The organism is Agrobacterium sp. 5Ca50 (genome assembly GCF_055381905.1).
Genome location: NZ_AP026440.1, coordinates 727,088 through 749,078, shown reverse-complemented (window position 1 = coordinate 749,078; position 21,991 = coordinate 727,088). Strand labels below are relative to the sequence as shown.

The following is a 21,991-nucleotide window of genomic DNA, read 5'->3' as shown; positions in this document are numbered from 1 at the left end:
TCTGCGCCTTCGAACACCCTGCAAACGACTACGGAAAGCTTATACGCAGGTAATCTGTTCAGCAACCCGACTTGCCGTCTTGCTTACCACCCAAATTTATTGGCTCGCACGGAACATCTGAGCCCTCTTGATGATTTAAAAGGACTAGCTCAGGAGAAAAATCATGAAAAATCCAGTATCGCCCGCCGTCCAGTCGCTCCGCAAGGAGCAGGCTGCCGTCAAAGACAAGAGCGCAAATGACGACCTGCAGAACGCGATTGAAGATACGTTTCCCGCATCCGATCCTTTGTCGATTACGCAAACCTCCGTGCCTTCGGGACGGACCGATGTTGACGCCGCAGAGCAGATTGAAAACAGCGCTGACCTCATAACACCCAAAACTGCCGTCCGTGACGACGACGCTACACGTCAGGAACTGCGAGATCTCAGCAGCGAGATTACAAAACTTTCCGACGCCATTCGTTCCGTCGGCACATCATCTGCCAGATTGGCGAAAGCGGAAGTTCGCGACCAGGTGGAAACGATTGAGGAGAAGGTGCGCGCCCAACCTTTATTGTGGGTATCAATGGCAGCAGCGGCGGGGTTTCTATGGGGATCTGTCAGAGGCCGGTAACGCCCTACCTGAAATGCCTGGCAGTCACCTCTCGAGGCGATAAATTTTTGTTGAACTGGTGTGTTGCAACAAATTTAGCCCGCATGTGTTCCTGAAACGAAGCGTGGCATCAATCTGCCCCGCCAGCACTCAAGGGAGCCAACTGTCGATGTTCAGGAAAAACTACATTCTCGCCACCACGATGCTTGCATGCAGCCTTATTGCGGTTCCCGTTTCGGCCCAAGACAGCAACACCGCAGAAACAGGAAAAGCAAATGCGCCGCAGCAGGCACCGGCGTTTGAAAACCAGACGCGGGCACCGTTGCCTGAAAACCAGCCACGTGTCGAAATGAAGGTGATTGCTAAGGACTTGCCACACCTGTGGGCAATGGAGTTCCTGCCGGATGGCCGCATGCTGGTCACGGCAAAGGAAGGTGCTATGCACATTGTTTCGCAAGATGGCAGTGCAGTCAGCGAGCCTATTGAAGGCGTTCCGGAAGTAGCCTCTGCTGGTCAGGGCGGTCTGCTGGACGTTGCGCTCGCACCGGACTTTGAAACATCCGGCATGATCTATTTCTCGTTTTCAGAACCCCGCCAAGATGGCAACGGCACTTCCGTGGCCGCAGCAAAATTGGTCGAGGTCGACGGTGGTGCAAAACTCGAAGGTGTAACGACCATATTCCAGCAGACACCGAGTTACGACGGTGACAAACATTTCGGTTCACGCCTGGTATTTGGACCGCAGGGTGATTTGTATGTGACGGTCGGCGAGCGTTCAGACGCGGAAGTGCGCACTGGCGCGCAGGACCTGGCAAGCGGTTTTGGCAAGGTTTTCCGCATCGACACATCAGGCAAGGCAATTGAAGGCAATCCATTCGTCGCCACGGACGGCGCGCTCGACGAGATCTGGAGCTTGGGACACCGCAATGTTCAAGCAGCAGCCCTCGATGGACAGGGACGCCTGTGGCTGGTCGAACACGGTCCAAAGGGCGGCGACGAGCTCAATCGACCGGAAGCCGGGAAAAATTACGGTTGGCCAGAGGTAACCTACGGCATTGAATACAGCGGCCGCGCAGTGGGAGATGGCATTACCTCACAGCAAGGTACCGAGCAGCCGGTCTACTACTGGGATCCCGTTATCGCGCCTTCCGGCATGGCTTATTATGATCATGACCTGATCCCGGAATGGAAAGGCGCTTTCCTGATCGGCGGGCTTGTCAGCCAAGGCATCGTTGCAGTCCATATGGATGGTGATCGCGTCTCGCATGAGGGACGGCTCGATCTCGAAGCACGTATCCGCGATGTGAAAGTTGCGCCTGACGGTTCTGTCTTTGCAGTGACCGAACAACGCGGTGGTGGAAACTCGACAATCATCAAAATTACCAATGCAACCTGACTGACACTGCGGGCTGTCTAACCGCCGCCCGCCATGTCAAAGCACTGCGCGCAACGGCCAAGCGGCGCGCGCGGTGCGAAACACATACACCGGCATTTTACGCCAGCATGTTCCTTTTTTGTTCCTTTCATGTTATGCAGACGCCAATATTTACGGGCTTTCGGAATCGTCCGGGCCTGCACGCCATCACAGCAATGGCGTGACGGACTATGTAGCAGCGCGAAATGAGAGCATTTACAGGCATCAAATGACGGCGACCTATCTGGAAAAACTGAATGACCAGCAACGAAGTGCTGTCGTGCATGGCATCGGTGCAGTGGATGGGCAGATCGGCGGACCACTGCTAATTATTGCCGGTGCTGGTTCTGGCAAGACCAATACGCTTGCGCATCGCGTCACACATCTCATCGTCAATGGCGCCGATCCCCGCCGAATTTTGCTGATGACCTTCTCCAGACGGGCAGCTTCAGAAATGACCAGGCGCGTTCAGCGCATTTGCCGGCAGGTTCTGGGCGAAAACTCCGCCGTCATGACGGATGCGCTTGCATGGGCGGGCACATTTCACGGCATCGGCGCACGGCTTTTGCGGATCTATGCCGAACAGATCGGACTGAACATCGATTTCACAATCCATGATCGCGAAGATAGCGCCGATCTTATGAATATCGTCCGGCATGATCTCGGTTTTTCCAAAACCCGGGACCGGTTTCCGACCAAGGGCACGTGCCTTGCCATCTATTCCCGCGTGGTGAATTCGGAATGTTCGATTGCCGAAGCGCTTAAAACCTCCTGGCCTTGGGTCACGGAATGGGAAAATGAGTTGAAGGAGTTGTTTGGCGCCTATGTCGAGGCCAAGCAGGCACAAAACGTACTCGACTACGACGACCTTCTTCTCTACTGGGCTCAAATGGTGTCAGATCCGGAACTTGCGGGAGATATCGGCAATCGTTTTGACCATATTCTCGTTGATGAATATCAGGACACCAACCGCCTGCAGGCGTCCATTCTCAGATCGCTCAAGCCAAATGGTCAGGGCCTGACGGTGGTTGGCGATGACGCACAGTCGATCTATTCCTTTCGCGCCGCTACCATTCGCAACATTCTCGATTTTCCGAAGGAATTTTCGCCGCAATCGGCTGATGTCATTACCCTTGACCGGAACTATCGATCCACACAGCCGATCCTTGCCGCCGCAAATGGTGTGATCGATCTTGCCCGGGAGCGCTTTACCAAGAATCTGTGGACCGACCGTGTGTCCGAACAGCGGCCAATGCTGGTCACCGTAAAGGACGAGACCGATCAGGCCGCCTATATTGTCGAACAGGTACTGGCCAATCGCGAGATCGGAATATCGCTCAAACAGCAGGCGGTGCTCTTCCGCTCATCCAACCACAGCGGTGCGTTGGAAGTTGAGCTGACCAGGCGCAATATTCCATTCGTGAAGTTCGGCGGTTTGAAGTTTCTCGACAGCGCTCATGTCAAGGACCTGCTGGCCGTACTGCGGTTTGCCCAGAACCCGCGTGACCGCGTGGCGGGTTTCAGGCTGCTTCAGATGTTACCGGGTATTGGCCCACAAACGGCAGGTAAAATCCTCGACACGATAACGGCAGAACCGGAGCCGCTGATCTCGCTCGCAGAGATTCCGCCTCCACCCAAGAGTGGTGAAGACTGGACAAAGTTTATCACTCTCATGGTAGGCCTGAGGAAGATGGGGGCGAGCTGGCCTGCCGAGATTGGCCTGGCTCGCCTGTGGTATGAGCCCTATCTTGATCGCATTCATGAGGATGCTGACACGCGCAAGGCCGATCTCATCCAGCTTGAGCAGATCGCAGCAGGTTATGCCAACCGGGAAAGATTTCTGACTGAGCTGACCCTTGATCCGCCCGACGCGACCAGTGATCAGGCCGGGGTCCCGTTGCTTGATGAGGATTACCTGATCCTGTCAACCATCCATTCTTCCAAAGGTCAGGAATGGCGCTCCGTTTTTATGCTCAATGTGGTTGATGGCTGCATTCCTTCTGACCTCGGGGTTGGTACGACGGCCGAGATCGAAGAAGAGCGACGTTTGCTTTACGTTGGAATGACGCGGGCGCGTGACAGCCTTTCGCTCATTACCCCGCAACGCTTTTTTACCCACGGACAAAACACGCAAGGTGACCGTCATGTCTACGCCTCGCGCACCCGCTTCATTCCCGCGACATTGCTGCAATTCTTCGAGTCAACAAGCTGGCCGAAGATAAGCCCTAACGCCAGCGAGCGCAGTGCCACCCAGATACGCATGGATGTCGGTGCGCGGATGCGCTCCATGTGGAAGTGACGGTGACCAGCCATGCCTGACGAGAGCCCCCGTCCGATCCGCAAGATCATTCACGTGGACATGGATGCTTTCTACGCTTCAGTGGAACAGCGCGACAATCCCGAGCTAAGGGGCAAACCCGTTGCCGTTGGTGGAGCCGCAGCACGTGGGGTCGTGGCTGCGGCAAGTTACGAGGCAAGAGAATTTGGCGTTCGCTCGGCTATGCCTTCAGTCACCGCAGCGCGCAAATGCCCCCAGCTGATTTTTGTGAAACCGCGGTTTGAGATTTACCGCGCGGTATCCCGGCAAATTCGCGAGATTTTTGCGGAATATACACCACTCATCGAGCCTTTGTCGCTGGATGAAGCTTATCTCGACGTGACGGAAAACCTAAGAGATATGCCGGTTGCGACTGAGATTGCCCTGGAAATCAGGGGGAAAATCAAGGCAGTGACCGGGCTTAACGCCTCTGCCGGCATTTCCTACAACAAGTTTCTTGCCAAGATGGCCTCTGATCTCAACAAGCCGAACGGACAAGCAGTCATTACGCCAAAAAATGGTGCGGCTTTTGTCGAGGGATTGGCCGTCAAGAAGTTTCACGGCGTCGGCCCTGCAACCGCAGAAAAGATGCACCGGCTTGGCATTGAAACGGGGGCCGATCTCAAAGCGAAATCGCTGGAGTTTCTGGCCCAGCACTTTGGCAAGTCGGGACCATATTTTTACGGCATTTCGCGTGGCATTGATAACCGTCAGGTACAACCCGATCGTGAGCGCAAATCGGTCGGCGCCGAAGATACATTCATTGAAGATATCGTAGAGCTTGATCTGGCAAAGGCCGAACTGGTGCCGCTTGTCGCGAAAATCTGGCGTCATTGCGAGGCAAACGGATATTCCGGAAAAACGGTGACGGTTAAGGTCAAATATTCTGATTTTCAGCAGATCACACGGAGCCGGACAGTTTCGCATTTTTTCGGTGGTGAAGCCGAGCTGGTCGAAAACGCCGCCCAATTGCTCGCCAGCGCATTTCCATTTCGCAAACCCGTGAGGTTACTTGGTGTCACAATCTCCAATCTGGGAGAAACATCTGCGGCCCACGAGCATCAACTTGATCTGGCGATCTGATTACTTCGACAATAAAATCTCTCAAGCATTCAGGCATACCAATGCGCGCAAGTCTCAGAACAAAAGCCATCGCCATTTGTGACGACAAGATCGCAAAGAAAGGCGATGCCGTCGGCATTTCTTTCTATGCCTTTTTTGCCAACAAAAATGATGACCCGGACATGCTGATGGAAACCGCCGAGTGGTGGATCAAGACCCATAGGCTCAATCATTTTGAAAAGGCGCTGAAGGTTCGCGAGATGATAAAATCTGGCCAGTAAAACCGTATAATTTGCATTCAGCGGCGTTAGAAAAACGAACGACAGATCGCTCCACTGCCTACCGGGTGGTCGTTCGCATCACATCAAAGCAGAAAACACCGATCAGGGACGAATGTTGTCCTTGTTCGCAATGACCGAAGCGGGATCGCACTGCAGCCGTAGCTGTTCGTTGTTTTTTGTATCGTTGCTGAATGCGTCTATCGACTTGTAAACGCGGATTTCGGCATCACGGACAGGCCCGTCATCGTTCTTATCTTCAGTGACAAAAAACGAATAGACGTAGTTCTTGTTGGCGAGACCGACCCCCATGGTCAGGTCGCTGGGATGACCAGCAATCGTATCTTTAGTGGAGAAATAATAACCGTCCGCTTCAAAATAAAGCTCTGCCGGCTTCGTTCCCACAACATAGGTATAGTAGTGGCTTTTGAGGCTCTTGTGGCTTTCCTGATCTGCAATTTCGCAAAACTCTGCCCTGGCCTCTGAACCTTTGATGTTACAGGCAAACAGCGTCTGCCAAGGAGGCATACAGTTGGCGCTGGCGGTCCAGGGAAAGAGGGCAACAAAAATCGTCAGCAAACTGCGTGTCATATGCGGTCCTGTAAACTCGGCCCGGAACGCAGGCCTACGAAAAATACCAGCGCGCCCCGAGATGGAATCGCGATAGCTCACCATAGGGGAACTCTACTCTGAGGAGTATCAAAACTTGAGTTCCACCAGAATACCGGGGGCGACATACAATGCGCGGTGACAATGTCGGTCGGCATGCTCCGCTGTAACAACCACCAAATGCCATGTACACGGCAGGCGTTTATCCCGACTTGGTCGTGATGTCGCTGTTTTGCCGTTGCAACAAACGGTAACGAGCCTGACTTCCATTCAGGTGCGCACGCATTGCTTCACGCGCTGCATGTTCATCGCCCGCCGAAATGGCATCGACAATCCGGCCATGCTCCTCGTGCAATTGCGCTAGATATTCAGTTTCGCCGGCTTCGCTTCGTTTGTTCAGGATAATTCTCGGCACCAAGGCTTCGCCGATCAGTGTCATGAAGGCCACAAATTTTGGAGAATTGGCCGCCTTCGCCACAGCAAGATGCAGCGCATATTCCGCCTCAGCGGTTGGTAGACCGGCCTGTATCTGCCTCATATGGGCGTGGTGACATTCGATAATATGTTCTTCCTGTTGCGGCGAACGTCTCAAGGCAGCAAGGGCAGCCGCTTCCGATTCAACCGCAACACGGATTTCAAGCATCTCCAGTACGGAGGAAATCCGGTTTGGGTCCATGTCCTGAAGGCGTGGCGTTGCCGGATCAATCGGGCTGGAGGTCAGGATAAACACCCCTGCCCCCTGCCTGGCCTCAACAAGCCCGTCAGCACGAAGAGAGGCGATTGCTTCTCGCACGACTGTGCGACTAACCCCATGGGCCTCCGTCAGTTGGGTTTCACTCGGCAACTTGTCCCCGGCGCGAAACATGCCATCCCGAATTTGCTGACGCAGTTCACCGCTTAAGTGGAAGGCAAGTGTCCCACCTTTTTTCCGACCGTGTGTCTGGCGCTCAAGCCCCAAAGAATGTCCTCTCCGTTAGGAACCGTGTTGAACAACCTTTGCCAACATTCACTTGTATGTCAAGTGTTCGAAATTTTTATCCAGGACACAATAACCAATCTCACAAAACGCGAAATTTACACGACCTTCGCGCAACATATTGATAACTTGTATGATGTGTAAGTTCGATATTTCTGAAACTATTTTTAACTTACCTCGCACGAAAACCATCATAAACGTCTGATGTAGATAGATTAAAATCGAACTTCATATCTCGCATCTATAGAAAAGCATATCCAACGTAATACTTGCGATTGAAAAATAGACAAATTTATAAAACACGTACTTTTTTATGACAAGTCATCACACAACTATTGACGCCCATTCTCTTTTGCGAATAAAAACATCCCGTCATCTCACTGACGCGCCCTGGAGGAAGAGGGCGCATGAGGCGATGACTGAGGAGGCATTTCATGAAGATCACCGACGTCATTGTGACGAAGTTTGTGCACAAGACCCGCAAGCATCAGGACAGCCACGGGCACTCCCATCCCGGGCCAGAAAAGGATGCCACGCAGGCAATGCTTACCGTCCGGGCAGACGACGGGTCCGAAGGTTACGCGTTTCAAAGCCCGGACGCCCTGCGTCCAGCTATCGTCGATAAATTTTTCCGCCCCATGCTTATCGGCGAAGATCCGATGGCGCGCGAACGTCTCTGGCAGCGGATCGAACGTCAGCAGCGGGGGTCGGGTGGACATCTGGCCGACCGGTCCATCGGCGCCGTCGATCAGGCTCTGTGGGATCTGGCCGGACGTGCCTTGGGCCTGCCAATGCACCGGTTGATTGGAACCTACCGCAACAAGATCCTGGCCTATGGTTCCATCATGTGTGGAGATGAGTTGGAAGGCGGCCTGTCGACGCCGGAAGACTATGGCCGTTTCGCCAAGACTCTGGTCGCGCGCGGTTACAAAGCCATCAAGCTTCATACCTGGATGCCGCCGGCAAAGGGTGCGCCTAACGTAAAGCTCGATATCGCAGCCTGTGCTGCAGTGCGTGATGCCGTTGGCCCCGATATCGCTTTGATGCTGGATGGATATCACTGGTACAGCCGTAGCAACGCGTTAAAAATTGGCAAGGCGTTGGAAGAATTGGACTTCCTGTGGTTTGAGGAACCCATGGATGAAACCAGCATGTCATCCTATCGCTGGCTGTCACAAAACCTGTCTATACCGGTTATCGGACCGGAATCCGCGCCGGGGAAACATCACACCAGAGCAGAATGGATCCGCAATGATGCAAGCGACATCATGCGGTGTGGCGTGCTGAATGCGGGTGGCATCACCCCAATGATCAAGGTTGCGCACCTTGCGGAATCCCACGGGCTGGATTGCGAGCTTCACGGAAACGGCGCTGCCAATCTGTCGCTCTGCATGACCGTGCCGAACTGCACATATTACGAACGTGGACTGCTGCACCCGTTCCTCGATTATGAGGTTCCTGCCCTTTATCTCAACACCATCTGCGACCCGATGGATGAAGAGGGCTATGTGCATGCCCCTGATATCCCGGGGATCGGTGACGATATCAACTTCGACTACATCCGGGATCATCAGGTCCCCTGAAATACATAATCCATCTGCAACTATGCCTTTGAGGAGGAAGGTATTCGATGCGTATAGGAACATTTCTCAAATCCGCCAGCCTTGTAGCGTTACTCGCATGCGCAGGCATGCCCGCTCTGGCAGAAACGCCACCGGACCAGCTGATCGTTGGCGTTAGTTTGGTCAACATGTTGTCGCTCGACCCCTCTGCAATGAGCGGCCGGGAATCGACAGAGGTCAATAGCAACATCTATGACAGTCTCCTCGAGACAGATCCGGTCGAAAAAGGTGTGTTTCACCCACGCCTTGCGTCCAGCTGGGAGGTAAACGACGCCCGTGACACCATCACTTTCAAATTGCGTGACGACGTTAAATTCCACTCCGGAAATCCTTTGACTGCCAAAGACTTCGTGTGGTCGGTGACCCGTGCATTTGCTCTTGGCATCGGTGGCTCCAACATTCGTGTCTTCGGCTACAACGAGAAGAACATTGCGGAAATGATAACCGCGCCTGACGACCATACGGTCGTTGTCCGATTGCCTAAAGCAAGCGATCCGGACCTGATCCTCGGCGTCATCGCCGGTTCCGGCATAGGCATGGTCATCGACAGCAAGCTTGCCATGGAGCACGAGAAGAATGGTGACTTCGGTCAAGCTTGGCTGACGACCAACAGTGCAGGCTCCGGCCCATTTAAATTAGTGCGCTGGCAGGCCAATGACACCGTCGTGCTGCAACGGGTAGACGACCATTGGTCCGGGCCCGCGAAGATGCGCCGCATCATCTACCGCCATATGCCAGAAAGCCAGTCACAGCGTCTGGCGCTGCAGCGCGATGATATCGACATTGCGATGGGCATGTCTGTCGCCGACGTCAAAGCATTGCAGACCGATGAAAAGCTGGCCACCGCCGAAGTACCAAGTGGTAACGTCTATTATCTCGCCGTCAGCATGAAGGACGAGAAATTTAAGGATCAGCGGGTTCGCCTGGCATTACGCCATCTGATCGATTACGAGGGCATCAACGAAACAATCCTGCCCTTCTACGGCAAATTGCATCAGCGTCCGCTGTCTCCCGGCCTGCCCGGTAGTTTGCCTGATCCGGGCTACAAGCTCGACCCGGCATTCGCCAAGGAGCAGCTTGCCGCCGCAGGTTATCCCAACGGCTTCAAGACAACGATCCGGGTTCTGGCAGACTCGCCTTTTGTAAATGTTGCAACTGCCATTCAGGCGTCACTCGCACAAGGCGGCATCACAGCCGAGATCATCACTGGCAATGGCGACCAGACATATGGGGCCATGCGTGATCGCAAGTTTGAAATGGTTGTTGGCCGCGGCGGTGATCGCAACGGCTCGCATCCATACACCAGCCTGCTGTCGCTTGTTTACAACCCAAACAACACCGACGAAGCCAAGCTCTATACGCTTCAGGCATGGCGAACCTCTTTCCAATCCAAGGAGATCAACGAGTTGCTGGACGCAGCGCTGATCGAACCGGACGCGGAAAAACAGCGCGCGAGCTATGAAAAGATCCAGACGCTCTATGAGGAGCTGGTACCATCTATCCAGGTCATCTCTCAGAGCTACGACACGGTTGTCTATCAGGCAGATCTGAAGAATTACATCGCCCATCCCTACCAGACGACGCGATACCGCACCCTCGAAAAGGACCGCTAGGTATTTCTTTGGGTCATCTGATCGCAATCACCCAGAAGACCGGCGGAACAAGGACGTTCCGCCGGACAAACTCGGGAAATTTCCATGTTTCGTAAATTGCTGCCAAGGCGTGCGGACGGTATCGTCCAGCTGCTTTCCTCGGTCATCGTCACGCTTTTTCTGCTGGTGACACTGACTTTCTTTCTCGGCCAGGTCATGCCGGTCGATATCGTGTCAAGACTGGTTGGTCCGGATGCGGATTCCCAGACCTATGAGGCGATGACCAGACGTCTGGGACTGGACCAACCCATCTGGGAACAGTTCCGCCTTTATATCGGCCGTATTATCACTGGGGACTTTGGTACCGCCCTACTGACCGGGAACCAAGTCCGCGACGATATCCTCAGGGTGTTCCCTGCGACGATTGAACTTGGCAGCCTAGCGCTGCTGATCGGAGCAGGTATCGGCATTCCCCTTGGCGTTCTTGCTGCCGTCAAGCGCAATACACTGGTTGATCACTTCATTCGTGTCATCACGCTCCTTGGCCATTCGGTGCCGATTTTCTGGTTGGGCATGGTCGGGTTGTTGATCTTTTATGCCTGGCTCGGCGTGGTCGGCGGATCGGGTCGTGTCGCCAGCTATTATGATGATCTTGTTCAACCGGTCACCGGCATTATCCTGATTGATTCCGCTGTTGCTGGTGAATGGGACGTGTTCTGGAGCGCAATAAGGCACATCATCCTTCCCGCATCGATCCTTGGGTATGCCTCCATGGCATCTTTATGCCGGCTCACCCGCAGCTTCATGCTCGATCAGTTGGGGCAGGAATACATCATCACCGCGCAGGTAAAAGGCCTTTCGCCTTCCCGGGTTGTCTGGGGCCATGCATTTCGCAACATCCGAGTGCAGCTTCTGACTGTTGTGGCACTGGCCTATGGATCGATGCTCGAAGGTGCATTGCTGATCGAAACGATCTTTGCATGGCCAGGCTTTGGCCAGTACCTGACCAACAACCTGTTACTGGGCGATATGAACGCGATTATGGTCTGTGTTTTGCTGGTCGGTGTGATCTTTATCACTCTGAATATGTTCACCGATTTTCTCTACAAGATATTTGATCCGAGGACGACGCGATGAGCGATATCATCCCTCTCAAAGGCACCACGTCGCCGGAACGGCCGTTTCTTCTGCGTGACGCAAAGTCCCCTCGCGAAGCGCTGATGCAGCGTTTGGCCTTGGGCTGTCTGGAATTGCTTGGAAACCGGCTTGCGCTCATCGGTCTAGTCATCATCGCGCTGCTGATCTTTATGGCAATATTTGCGCCGCTGATTGCCACCCACGATCCAACCATACAAAATCTTCGCACCGCTCTGCAGCCACCATCCCTGGCAAACTGGTTCGGGACGGATGAATACGGTCGCGATATCTGGAGCCGTATCGTCTATGGTTCGCGCGTCACCCTCTACATTGTGGCGCTGGTGACCATCACGGTTGCCCCGATCGGCCTGATCGTTGGCGCTGTCTCCGGTTACTTCGGTGGCATCGTTGATCTGGTTGTGATGCGTATTACGGACCTGTTTCTCGCATTTCCCAGCCTGATCCTGACACTGGCCTTCGTAGCAGTGCTCGGACCTGGTCTGGAACAGGCCGTGCTGGCTATTGCCCTTACAGGCTGGCCCAGCATCGCTCGCCTCGCACGCGCCGAAACCATGACTGTGCGGGATGCCGACTACATAGCGGCCATGAGGCTTCAAGGCGCCAGTGACCTGCGCATCATATTCGGCTCTATTCTGCCGATGTGCCTGCCATCTGTCATCGTGCGCCAGACACTTGCGATGGCGTCTGTGATCCTGACTGCAGCCGGTCTCGGTTTTCTCGGCCTCGGCGCCCAGCCTCCGGCCCCTGAGTGGGGTGCCATGACCTCAACCGGTCGGCAATATATGCTCGACAGCTGGTGGGTCATCACCTTCCCCGGACTTGCGATCATGATCGTCAGTCTCGCTTTCAACCTTTTTGGAGATGGCCTGCGTGATGTCCTCGATCCCAAACGTAAATGATGATGCCGAACCTCTGATCGAAGTTGACGATCTTTGGGTGAAGTTCCGGCTACGGTCTGGTGACATGACCGCCGTGCGCGGCCTGTCCTTCACACTTGGACGCGAAAAACTTGCGATTGTCGGTGAGAGCGGCTCTGGAAAATCAACAGTTGGTCGCGCCCTGCTGGGACTTTTGTCACCAAACGCAGTTGTCGAAGCCAAGGCACTGCGTTTCCGTGGCACAGATATTCTTAGCGCAAGCCCGCGCGAAATGCGCCAAATCCGCGGCGCACGCATCTCGATGATCCTCCAGGATCCGAAATTCTCGCTCAACCCGGTCATCACCGTCGGTGAGCAGATTGCAGAGGCCTATCGTGCGCATCACAAGGTCGGCCGCCATGAGGCCAAAAAAAATGCCCTTGAGATGCTCGAAGCGGTACAAATTCGTTCACCCGAACGGGTCTATGGCCTCTACCCGCATCAGGTGTCCGGGGGCATGGGTCAACGCATCATGATTGCCATGATGTTGATTTCGGATCCTGACGTGATTATCGCCGATGAACCGACGTCGGCGCTCGATGTGACTGTCAGACTACAAATTCTGGCCATTCTTGATGATCTCGTGCGCAAGCGCGGCATGGGCCTGATTTTCATCAGCCATGACCTCAACCTCGTGCGATCGTTCTGCGACCGGGTTGTCATCATGTATGGCGGCCAGGTCATGGAAACCATTGCTGCCAAGGACCTCGACAAAGTCCAACATCCATACAGCCGAGGCCTGCTGGATTCCCTGCCGTCACTGGAAACACGTCGACCGGCTTTACCTGTCTTGCGCCGTGATCCGGCATGGCTTGCACAAAAGGAGCAATATCCATGATCAGGGTTGAAGAACTGAACCTTTCCTTCGGCGCGGGGCATGACGGCCATCAGGTACTGTTCGACGTGAATTTTGACGTGTCGAAGGGTGAGATATTCGGACTGGTGGGCGAAAGCGGTTCGGGAAAATCGACTGTCCTGCGGTGCATTGCAGGTCTTTACACACACTGGACCGGAAAGATCGATGTGAACGGACATCCGATCGGCGGAAAAATCCAAAAGAGCCATTATCGGCAAATTCAGATGGTGTTTCAGGATCCCTATGGCTCCCTGCACCCGCGGCACACGATTGACAGCACTCTTTCTTCCCCACTGAAGATACACGGCATTGGTGATATCAACCGGCGTGTTAACACAATCCTTGAGCAAGTCGGCTTACCGCTTGCGGCGCGGTATCGTTATCCGCATCAGCTATCTGGTGGTCAGAGGCAACGTGTCGCCATTGCCCGCGCGCTGATCCTGGAGCCTTCGGTACTTCTACTTGATGAACCGACATCCGCGCTCGACGTATCAGTGCAGGCAGAAATCCTCAACCTGCTGTCGGATGTCCGCAAGGAACGTGGTCTGACCTACATCATGGTCAGCCATGACCTGTCGGTCATCGCCCATCTCTGCGACCGGCTTGCGGTGATGCAGGGCGGCCGGATCGAGGAAATTTTGCCCGTCAGCCAACTGATGTCAGGTGATGCGCAACAGGACTATACCCGCACCCTTTATGAGGCCAGCCGCAGTTACGACCGCGCCATGGCCGATGATCTGACCCGCGGGCGTGTGAGGACAGAGGCGACATGATGGAAAGAACCAGTCTTCATGACGCCGCAGGTTTGCGCGATTTTGCCACATCCGCATTGTGTGCTGCGGGCCTTGCCTCCAGCATGGCGCCAACGGTTGCGGAAGTGCTTGTTGAGGGTGACTTGATGGGGCACGACACGCACGGCTTGGCCCTGTTGCCTGCCTATCTTTCAGCCTTGGAGAACGGCGGCATGGCCCGGTCGGGACAGCCCGAAGTCCTCAGGGATTGTCCTGCCGCCATGTTGTGGGACGGATGTTTTCTGCCCGGCCCATGGTTACTGACGGAAGGTTTCAGGCAGGGCGTGAAGCGCGCTCATGAAAACGGCACGTTCACGCTTGCCATTGCCAGAAGCCATCACACGGCAAGCCTTGTTGCCTATTTGCGACCAGTCGTTGAACAGGGCATGGTTGCAATGATCACCGTTTCGGACCCGACGGAGGCCTGTGTGTTGCCATTCGGTGGCACGGCCCCGCTGCTGTCGACCAATCCGCTCGCTTGGGGTTTCCCCGGCACCGAAGGTGCAATCCTGGTTGACGTCAGCACCTCAACGACCACCAATGGCATGGTCCGGCGTCTGTCGGAGCAAAACCGGCTTTTCGGCGACGAATTGCTGGCTGACAATGCCGGCTGCGCCAGTCGCGACCCCGCTGTGCGCTTTACCGATCCGCCGGGCTCAATCCTGCCGCTGGGCGGCATGGCCTCCGGTCACAAAGGCACAGGGCTTGGCATTGTGGTCGAGGCGTTAACCCACGGTCTTTCTGGCAACGGTCGTCACACCGGTCCGCAAGGCTGGCAGGCCAATGTGTTCCTGCAGGTTTTTGACCCAGAGATTTTTGGCGGGCGCTCGGCATTGGAAACGGAACTTGGCCATCTCGCGCGCAATATCAGGGCCAACAAACCGGCTGATCCCGACAAGGCCGTAAGACTGCCCGGTGATAGGGCACTGAACAACCGCGCCAGACACCTGTCGCAGGGTGTGCCGTTGATTGCGCCAATCTACCAGAAACTGGAAGAGTGGGCGGTGAAGTTGAAAATCGACATGCCCGTGTTGGTCTCATGACGACTTGGCGCAAACATCCCGGACGGATATGATAATATGCGGAAAATTCTACTGACCGGTGCTGCCGGCGTCATCGGAACTGACGTTGCACGTCTTTTGCCACATCATGGAGAGTTCTGGCGGTTGACCGACATCCGCCCGGCTAATCCCTCGGCAACATCCAGGTCTGGAAACGACGAGTGGGTTCAGGCTGATTTGACCGACCCCGAACAGGCAAAACGGCTCTGTGACGGTGTCGACGCGGTCATACATCTGGCTGGTCAACCGCGTGAACGCGAATGGTCCGAGCTGCTCGGCCCAAACATTGTCACCTGCACAAATCTTTGGGAGGCAATGCGGCAACAGGACGTCAAACGTGTCATCTTTGGCAGCTCAAATCATGCCAGTGGCATGTATCCTGCGACACAGACGCTAAGCGGGACGGAAGCTGCACGACCTGACTCGCGTTACGGCATCACAAAAGTCTTCGGTGAGGCATTGGGCAGCTGCTACGCCGACAAATTCAACATCAAGTGTTTTTCCATTCGCATCGGCACATACCGCGAAACACCGTCCATTGAACGGGAACTGGCGACCTGGGTTTCGCCACGTGATCTCGCCTCACTGATCCGGGTCGGACTGCAGGCTGAATATCACAATGAAATCGTCTATGGTGTTTCTAACAATAGTCGAAGCTGGTGGCGTAACGACCGTGCCTATCAACTCGGCTATGCACCGCAAGACAATGCGGAGACATATGCATCAGAGGTTGCCATGACCACGCCTGATAAGAACGATGTCGCCACGGTGTTGCAGGGTGCCAATCATGCCGGACGGGATTTTACCGGCAATCTGGAGTGGCTGGCAAACCGACGGGTTGGAGAATGAGCCGACATCTGATTGCCATCTGCAATGCCCGATCTGCCAATATTCAGTTCCACGTACTGGATACGGCTGACTGGTCGTTGATTGATCTGGGGGCCGTCGCTGTGCCCGGAGCAATCGGGCCGGGAGATGCAGCCCCCATGGCTGTTTCTGGTTCCGGCGATAGGTTCTGGCTAGCATGGCGGGGTGACAGTCGTGCCATTCACAGTTTTGCAATTGACCGCAGTTGGCCCGGTGCAGTGTTACTGGCCAGCTTCCCAATCGAACAGAATATTTGCCATCTATCGCTTGCTGATGATGAAAAACATCTTCTCGCCGCCGGAGGAGAGGATGGCGCGGTGTTTTCACTCGATGATGACGGGCGGGTCATGCGGTCAACAGATCGGGTTACGGCAGGCCCGATGGCGCACTGCCTCATGGTTTCAGGCCATCTCGCATTAGCAACGTCCTGTCGAGGCGATCTGGTCAGGCGCTTTGACTTCGATCCCGAAAACGGCGCGCTGACTTTCCACGACCAGATATCCATGGAGAACAACTCCGGTCCACGCCATCTGGCCATCAGCGCGGATCGCTGTTTTGCCTATGTACTGCTGCAAGAGGGCGGCAAGGTTGTCACAATCTCGCTCGGAGCTAAGATGGAGATTGTTCATACCCTTGCCATCATCGACGACAATAGCCCCGCCATGTCCGGCGAAATTGCGCTTTTTGACGAAGGCAGAAGCCTTTTGGTGACCGAGCGCAACACCAACCGGCTCATATGTCTGGATATTGACCCCGACACCAGACACCCTGCCCTTCGAAATGAAGTGATCACCCCCGATTATCCTCGCGCATTTTTTATCGACCCGCAGGGCCAGTTTGTCACCACCCTTGGTTTTCGCGGTAATCGTGCTGCGATCCACAGCCTGACATCTGACGGCAGCATAGTTCGCCGACGGGACTTTGCAACTGGAGAGCGTCCCAGTTGGGTCATCTCCATTGCGTTGGATTGAAAACAGTCAAACAATGACGGACGAGCGGCCTCTTACCGAGACGGGGGCGCCAGGGGTTTCTGTGAGCGTAACCTCAATCCGGCTCGGCTGCCCCATGTTCTCGCCTTGATGAATGACAAAGGTGCCATCGCTGAGTATTTGCAGGTCACGCAACATTCCTGCAAAAGCGGCCGCTGCTGCACCTGTTGCAGGGTCTTCAAGCACCCCGCCAATTGCAAAGGCGTTTCGCGCCTGGAAACGTCTTTCCTCTTCACGGAAGATAAAGGCCACTGTCCCGATCCCATGCTTTTCCATAAAACGACGACCTTCGTCGAGGTCGTAGTCCATACGCTTCAATGCGTCGCGACTGTTGAGAGGCAGGACAAGATGTTCGGTGCCCGCATTGGCGCGACGCGGCGGCAAAAGAGGATCAAGCTCGTCCACTGTATAGCCAAACAACAACAAAGCCTCATCAACCAGATCAGGATCGGCCGGACTGCTGCGGGTTGGCGGCGATAGAAGAGTGCTTACCCACGTCCCGTCGATCTCTTCGGCAGACACTTCTATCTCAGCCTTAGAGAGACTGAGGGCATAACGTCCCGGTCCTTGTGTATCACCGAGAACCGCTCCCAGCGCGATTGTTGCGTGACCGCAAAATGGCACTTCTGTTTCAGGTGCGAAATAACGAACCCGCCAAGACCCGTCCGGGTTCGGACTTGCAAATACCGTCTCGGAATAACCGACTTCAGCGGCGATGGCCTGCATCTTCTCGGTTGAAATGGGCTCTTGCGTCAACAGAACACCGGCCGGATTTCCTCCCAAACCGTTATTGGTGAACGCCGAAATTCGTTTAACCTGCACAGCACTACTCCTAATATTTTCGCCAACAAATTAGCAGCAGTTTCGTCTCAAGTACTTTTATTTTCAAAAACCAAGGAGAATATCGCTTTCTATTTGAGAAGGAAATCAGCTAATGTATGACGATGAAGAAAATCAATCTCGACTCGAAAGATCGTAGTATCATCGACGAACTTTTGGCGGATAGCCGCAAGAGTTCACAGGCGATTGGCTCAACTGTCGGCCTGTCATCGCCGACCGTGCGGGAGCGCGTCAGACGTCTTGAAGATGAAGGGGTAATCGAGTGTTTCACAATCGAAGTCCCCTCGAAAATGCTGGGATACAGCCTTGAAGCCATCGTGCGCGTCGAGCCGCTCCCGGGGAAACTGCACATCGTTGAGAAAATTCTTCAAGACACCCCTGAAATCACACAATGTGACACGGTCACAGGCGACGATTGCTTCATCGCCCGTATGGTGTTGAGAGATATTCAGGACCTCAATCGACTACTAGACCCGCTTCATGACAAGGCGCGCACCAATACGAGCATCATCAAGGGAACCCCCGTACCAAGACGACGCGCACCTTTTGCGGACAATGAATAGTTTGTTGCCATCAGGGTTCTGCGGATCGCAGGAAAACCGACCAGGCTTCCAATCCAGCCAATCCCCGCTTTTACTGCGGTTCAATTATGCTTTAGAATCAATTTCGTCCGAGGCGAGATTCCCATCCAGCACGCGACCGAAACACAAACCGGAAGTAACTCGCGATGCAGGTTCCTATACGCGCCATTACCGTGTTTCACGCCGTCGCACGGGCAGGCAGTATTTCACGCGCCGCCGATGAACTGGGTGTGACACCCTCTGCCGTCACACAGCAGATACAGGTACTGGAGGTTCAGCTTGGCATATCGCTGCTGAGCAAGGTTGGCCGTCGCATCACGCTGACAGAGGCAGGCGAACGTTACTTTGCCAGCGTGACCGATGAAATTGACCGTATTGTCGAGGCGACCAACACCATACGTGGTTATCGTTCGGTCACCACACTGACGATCCGCGCCACGCCGACCGTTTCCAACAAATGGCTGTTGCCGCGTCTTGGCGCATTTCTCGACAATCACCCCGAACTGGAAGTGCGGCTGGACGGTACCAACGAGCCGACCGATTTCAACCGCGAAATGGTCGACGTGGAAATTCGCCACGGCGATGGTCGCTGGCCGGGCCTTTTCGTGGAAGGACTGACGGAAGAGTACTTTTTTCCTGTCTGCGCACCCGGCTACGCGCCCCAAGACGGATTGCACCCGTCGGAAGTTCTCAATTATCGCCTCATCCATTCGGTAAAATCGCAGGCGCAATGGCCGCGCTGGTTCACTCTTGCGAATATCGAAGCGCCGGACCGCTGGAAACGCGTGTTCTTTGACCGCAGCCATATGGCAATCGATGCGGCCTGTGACGGTTTCGGCATTGCACTTGAAAGCAATCTGATGATGTGGCGCGAATTGCGTGATGGGCGCTTGATTTGCCCGGTAAAGGCCCCGCCACAGATCAGGCTAACCACCCAGTGGATCGTTTGCCCGAGAGATCATCTCAGGCAAAAGAAAGTACGTGCGTTCCTTGAATGGTTGCGCACGGAAAGCGCTCTGTGGCGGGAGAAAGAGGCGATCTCCGTCTGGCCCTCCGACATCTGATTATGCCTTTTTTGCCCGTACCTGCGTCAGGCTGTTAACGGCGGCGCGCACGATATCTGCGGGCATCAACCCTATCGATAAATGAAGTGCCTGCTCGTCCGGTTCAGGTGGTTCCAGCGCCTCAAGCTGGCTGTCCAGCAAAGATACACCAGCGTAGTGCCCCTTACGGTTGGCAAGCCGCGCCGCGATGATTTCTGCGGCGCCATCGAGAAAAATGAAACGGACCTGCCCTAGTCTTTCCCTGATAAAATCACGGTAACGCCGCTTCAGTGCCGAGCAGGCAATCACGACAGGGCGCCGCGACAGGGCAACTGCCTCATCGCAAACGTTGGCAAGCCACGGCCAGCGCGCCTCATCCGAAAGCCCTTGCCCGGAACGCATCCGGGCAATGTTTTCAGGACTGTGCAGTTGATCCGCTTCCAGCCACGGACAATCCAGTTCCTGGGCAAGGCCACTGGCAATTTCTGTCTTGCCAGCGCCCGAGACGCCCATCACCACAATGAACGTATTGTCCGTCATCAGTACAATCCAAGCAACCGGATCGGGCCAAGCGTCAGGACCGGGAACAGCACCAGCGCCAGGATTGCCGCCATCATGATACTGATTGGCAGGATCGATCCCTTGATGACATCCTCGATCGACATTTTCGCCACCTGCGCCACCGCAAACAGGCACACACCGACTGGCGGCGTAATCAGGCCAAGCGTCAGCGTAATCACCGTCACGATCAGGAAGTGCATGGGATCGATACCGAGCTGGATGGCCGGTGGCATCAGAACCGGGATCAGAATGAACATGGCGGCAATAGCGTCCATGAACATGCCGATGACGATGAGGAACAGGAAGATCAGGAACAGTGCCATCGTCGGGCCGGTGCTGATGCTGCCGAGGAATTCGGCAACCTGCTGTGGCAGCCCATCATAGGTGAAGACCCATGCCGCCAGTTTGGCTGTCGCGGCAATAAAAAGAATGGTGCCTGTTGTGCGTGCCGTTTCAATAAAGATCGATGGCAGTTCCTTCGGGCGGATGGTGCGATAAAGCACAATCGACAGGAACATGGTGTAGAGCACGGCAATGGCAGCAGCTTCGGTCGGGGTAAAATAACCATCGACGATACCAACAAGCAGAATGACCGGCGTCAGCATTGGCAATATCGCGGCAATGCCTGTTGTGACCACAAGCCGGACATTAAAAGGCTTGGGGGGATTATAGCCGTGATAGACCGAATAGAAGTGGTTGAAAACCATGAACATGAAGGCCAGGAAAAGGCCAGGCACCAGACCCGCAACCAGCAACGTGCCGATGGACACATTGGCGATGGAACCGGCGATCACGATGAGGATCGACGGTGGAATGATCGATGACAAGGTCGATGTCACCAGTGTCATGCCGACAGCATAGCCCTTGGGGAAACCGTGGCGCTGCATGGCGTTGATCTCGATTGCGCCGATCGAGGCGATATCGGCAACGGACGAGCCCGAAACACCACCGAAAATCACCGACGATGCCACGTTGACGTGCCCCAACCCACCGGGAAGCCAGCCGACCAATGCCTCGGCAAAGTCAAACAGCCTTTCAGCCACGCGGCCACGCTCCATGAGCACACCGACGAGAATGAACAGCGGCACAGCCACCAATAGGAAGGAATTCATGGCCGAGAACATGCTCTGTGACAGCAAATCAAGCGGCGTCGATGTATAGATGAGGATTGCAGCGATGCTGGAAAGGCCAAGCGAGACCGCGAGCGGTACGCCAAGTGCGCTGAGCACCAGAAACAGAACCAGAAGAAAAATGCTCATAGCGCCTTCTCCGTATTGGATGCGGATATGTCGGTTTCGGTTTGGGAAATGCCGATCTCCGGCAGCGCAATCTGGTTGCGGCGGTTGCGCAGGGAATCGACGATGCCAAGAATGGCAAGAAGAGCCGAAAGCGGCATGATGATGCCAATTGCCCACATGGGAACGGCAAGGGTTGCGGCGGTTTCATTCATCATGAACTGCTGGCGCACCAGACTTGCGCCGGTCCAGAACATCAGTCCAAAAAACAGCACGGAAAAACCGACATAGATTGGCACAGCCAGATATTTGAAAACGGACCGCAGCGAGGCGATAAACACCACAACACGGGCTGCCTCCACGGTGCGAAAGCCTGCGGCAACTCCCAAGAACACCATCCAGACGAACAGAAACCGTGTGGCTTCCTCGGTCCAGGAAACCGGTATATTTGCAAGGCGGCTGCCCACCTGAAGAAGCACGACAAGAAAGATTCCCATAGCAGCGAGGCCTGCCGAAACATCGGCGAAGATCCTGATCATGCGGCTGGGAAGAGAGGTATTGCTAGACATTAAAGCGATCCTTCAGAACGGGTCGGGACAGGCCAGGCTGTCAGTCATTCATGCGGATAAA

The 21,991-nt window shown here is 54.9% G+C and carries 22 protein-coding genes; 16 read left to right on the top strand and 6 right to left on the bottom strand.

Going from position 1 to position 21,991, the window contains the following annotated elements; translation table 11 throughout:
- Positions 1-163: 163 nt before the first annotated feature.
- From ACZ5FM_RS25665 to ACZ5FM_RS25645, 5 genes are all read left to right on the top strand, one after another.
- Positions 164-613: a hypothetical protein gene (locus tag ACZ5FM_RS25665; RefSeq protein WP_312950297.1), complete on the top strand. Its 450-nt coding sequence runs from the start codon at positions 164-166 to the stop codon at positions 611-613.
- 148 nt (positions 614-761) lie between these two features.
- The gene (locus ACZ5FM_RS25660) at positions 762-1,988 is read left to right on the top strand and encodes a PQQ-dependent sugar dehydrogenase (RefSeq protein WP_312950300.1); all 1,227 of its coding nucleotides are present in this window, start codon (positions 762-764) and stop codon (positions 1,986-1,988) included.
- Positions 1,989-2,235: 247 nt separating this feature from the next.
- The gene (locus tag ACZ5FM_RS25655) at positions 2,236-4,305 is read left to right on the top strand and encodes an ATP-dependent helicase (protein ID WP_312950303.1); all 2,070 of its coding nucleotides are present in this window, start codon (positions 2,236-2,238) and stop codon (positions 4,303-4,305) included.
- Between the two features lie 12 nt (positions 4,306-4,317).
- Positions 4,318-5,406, top strand: coding sequence for a DNA polymerase IV (gene dinB, locus ACZ5FM_RS25650; RefSeq protein WP_312950305.1), 1,089 nt, complete (start codon positions 4,318-4,320; stop codon positions 5,404-5,406).
- A gap of 41 nt (positions 5,407-5,447) precedes the next feature.
- Positions 5,448-5,666 carry a DUF6500 family protein gene (locus tag ACZ5FM_RS25645; protein ID WP_312950308.1) on the top strand — a complete coding sequence of 73 codons (219 nt, stop codon included), beginning with the start codon at positions 5,448-5,450 and terminating at the stop codon, positions 5,664-5,666.
- A gap of 102 nt (positions 5,667-5,768) precedes the next feature.
- Here the strand turns inward: ACZ5FM_RS25645 and ACZ5FM_RS25640 are convergent, their stop codons facing one another.
- Together ACZ5FM_RS25640 and ACZ5FM_RS25635 are read right to left on the bottom strand one after the other, a co-directional pair.
- Complete coding sequence (locus ACZ5FM_RS25640) at positions 5,769-6,338, bottom strand: hypothetical protein (RefSeq protein WP_464041199.1); 570 nt, start codon at positions 6,336-6,338, stop codon at positions 5,769-5,771.
- 136 nt (positions 6,339-6,474) lie between these two features.
- Positions 6,475-7,230 (bottom strand): FadR/GntR family transcriptional regulator, encoded by a 756-nt coding sequence (locus tag ACZ5FM_RS25635; protein ID WP_312950313.1) that lies wholly within the window; start codon positions 7,228-7,230, stop codon positions 6,475-6,477.
- A 452-nt stretch (positions 7,231-7,682) separates the two neighbouring features.
- Here ACZ5FM_RS25635 and ACZ5FM_RS25630 point away from each other — a divergent pair, with 452 nt between their 5' ends.
- From ACZ5FM_RS25630 to ACZ5FM_RS25590, 9 genes are all read left to right on the top strand, one after another.
- On the top strand, positions 7,683-8,831 hold the full coding sequence (locus ACZ5FM_RS25630; protein ID WP_312950316.1) for a mandelate racemase family protein: 1,149 nt from the start codon (positions 7,683-7,685) through the stop codon (positions 8,829-8,831).
- Positions 8,832-8,878: 47 nt separating this feature from the next.
- Positions 8,879-10,483 carry an ABC transporter substrate-binding protein gene (locus ACZ5FM_RS25625; protein ID WP_312950319.1) on the top strand — a complete coding sequence of 535 codons (1,605 nt, stop codon included), beginning with the start codon at positions 8,879-8,881 and terminating at the stop codon, positions 10,481-10,483.
- 84 nt (positions 10,484-10,567) lie between these two features.
- A complete protein-coding gene (locus ACZ5FM_RS25620) occupies positions 10,568-11,599 on the top strand; it encodes an ABC transporter permease (protein WP_250984041.1) in 1,032 nt (343 codons plus the stop codon).
- 83 nt (positions 11,600-11,682) lie between these two features.
- The gene (locus ACZ5FM_RS25615; protein WP_312950508.1) at positions 11,683-12,519 is read left to right on the top strand and encodes an ABC transporter permease; all 837 of its coding nucleotides are present in this window, start codon (positions 11,683-11,685) and stop codon (positions 12,517-12,519) included.
- Positions 12,494-13,375, top strand: coding sequence for an ABC transporter ATP-binding protein (locus ACZ5FM_RS25610; protein ID WP_312950511.1), 882 nt, complete (start codon positions 12,494-12,496; stop codon positions 13,373-13,375). The genes ACZ5FM_RS25615 and ACZ5FM_RS25610 overlap by 26 nt, the downstream gene beginning before the upstream one ends.
- Positions 13,372-14,166 carry an ABC transporter ATP-binding protein gene (locus ACZ5FM_RS25605; RefSeq protein WP_409515620.1) on the top strand — a complete coding sequence of 265 codons (795 nt, stop codon included), beginning with the start codon at positions 13,372-13,374 and terminating at the stop codon, positions 14,164-14,166. Before ACZ5FM_RS25610 ends, ACZ5FM_RS25605 begins: the two co-directional genes overlap by 4 nt.
- On the top strand, positions 14,163-15,227 hold the full coding sequence (locus ACZ5FM_RS25600; protein ID WP_312950321.1) for an Ldh family oxidoreductase: 1,065 nt from the start codon (positions 14,163-14,165) through the stop codon (positions 15,225-15,227). The genes ACZ5FM_RS25605 and ACZ5FM_RS25600 overlap by 4 nt, the downstream gene beginning before the upstream one ends.
- A 36-nt stretch (positions 15,228-15,263) precedes the next feature.
- Complete coding sequence (locus ACZ5FM_RS25595; protein WP_312950323.1) at positions 15,264-16,094, top strand: NAD-dependent epimerase/dehydratase family protein; 831 nt, start codon at positions 15,264-15,266, stop codon at positions 16,092-16,094.
- Positions 16,091-17,083, top strand: coding sequence for a lactonase family protein (locus ACZ5FM_RS25590; RefSeq protein WP_312950326.1), 993 nt, complete (start codon positions 16,091-16,093; stop codon positions 17,081-17,083). The genes ACZ5FM_RS25595 and ACZ5FM_RS25590 overlap by 4 nt, the downstream gene beginning before the upstream one ends.
- A gap of 6 nt (positions 17,084-17,089) precedes the next feature.
- On the opposite strand, the gene ACZ5FM_RS25585 is transcribed toward ACZ5FM_RS25590, so the two are convergent.
- Positions 17,090-17,923: a PhzF family phenazine biosynthesis protein gene (locus ACZ5FM_RS25585; protein ID WP_312950328.1), complete on the bottom strand. Its 834-nt coding sequence runs from the start codon at positions 17,921-17,923 to the stop codon at positions 17,090-17,092.
- Positions 17,924-18,039: 116 nt separating this feature from the next.
- Here ACZ5FM_RS25585 and ACZ5FM_RS25580 point away from each other — a divergent pair, with 116 nt between their 5' ends.
- Positions 18,040-18,504 carry an Lrp/AsnC family transcriptional regulator gene (locus ACZ5FM_RS25580; protein WP_312950331.1) on the top strand — a complete coding sequence of 155 codons (465 nt, stop codon included), beginning with the start codon at positions 18,040-18,042 and terminating at the stop codon, positions 18,502-18,504.
- Positions 18,505-18,668: 164 nt separating this feature from the next.
- The gene (locus ACZ5FM_RS25575; RefSeq protein WP_312950334.1) at positions 18,669-19,586 is read left to right on the top strand and encodes a LysR substrate-binding domain-containing protein; all 918 of its coding nucleotides are present in this window, start codon (positions 18,669-18,671) and stop codon (positions 19,584-19,586) included.
- Here the strand turns inward: ACZ5FM_RS25575 and ACZ5FM_RS25570 are convergent, their stop codons facing one another.
- From ACZ5FM_RS25570 to ACZ5FM_RS25560, 3 genes are read right to left on the bottom strand one after another with little or no spacing between them, the layout of a single operon-like run.
- Complete coding sequence (locus ACZ5FM_RS25570) at positions 19,587-20,105, bottom strand: gluconokinase (protein ID WP_312950336.1); 519 nt, start codon at positions 20,103-20,105, stop codon at positions 19,587-19,589. It abuts the gene before it with no gap.
- A complete protein-coding gene (locus ACZ5FM_RS25565) occupies positions 20,105-21,385 on the bottom strand; it encodes a TRAP transporter large permease (RefSeq protein ID WP_312950339.1) in 1,281 nt (426 codons plus the stop codon). The genes ACZ5FM_RS25570 and ACZ5FM_RS25565 overlap by 1 nt, the downstream gene beginning before the upstream one ends.
- Positions 21,382-21,930: a TRAP transporter small permease gene (locus ACZ5FM_RS25560; RefSeq protein ID WP_312950342.1), complete on the bottom strand. Its 549-nt coding sequence runs from the start codon at positions 21,928-21,930 to the stop codon at positions 21,382-21,384. The genes ACZ5FM_RS25565 and ACZ5FM_RS25560 overlap by 4 nt, the downstream gene beginning before the upstream one ends.
- Between the last annotated feature and the right edge of the window lie 61 nt (positions 21,931-21,991).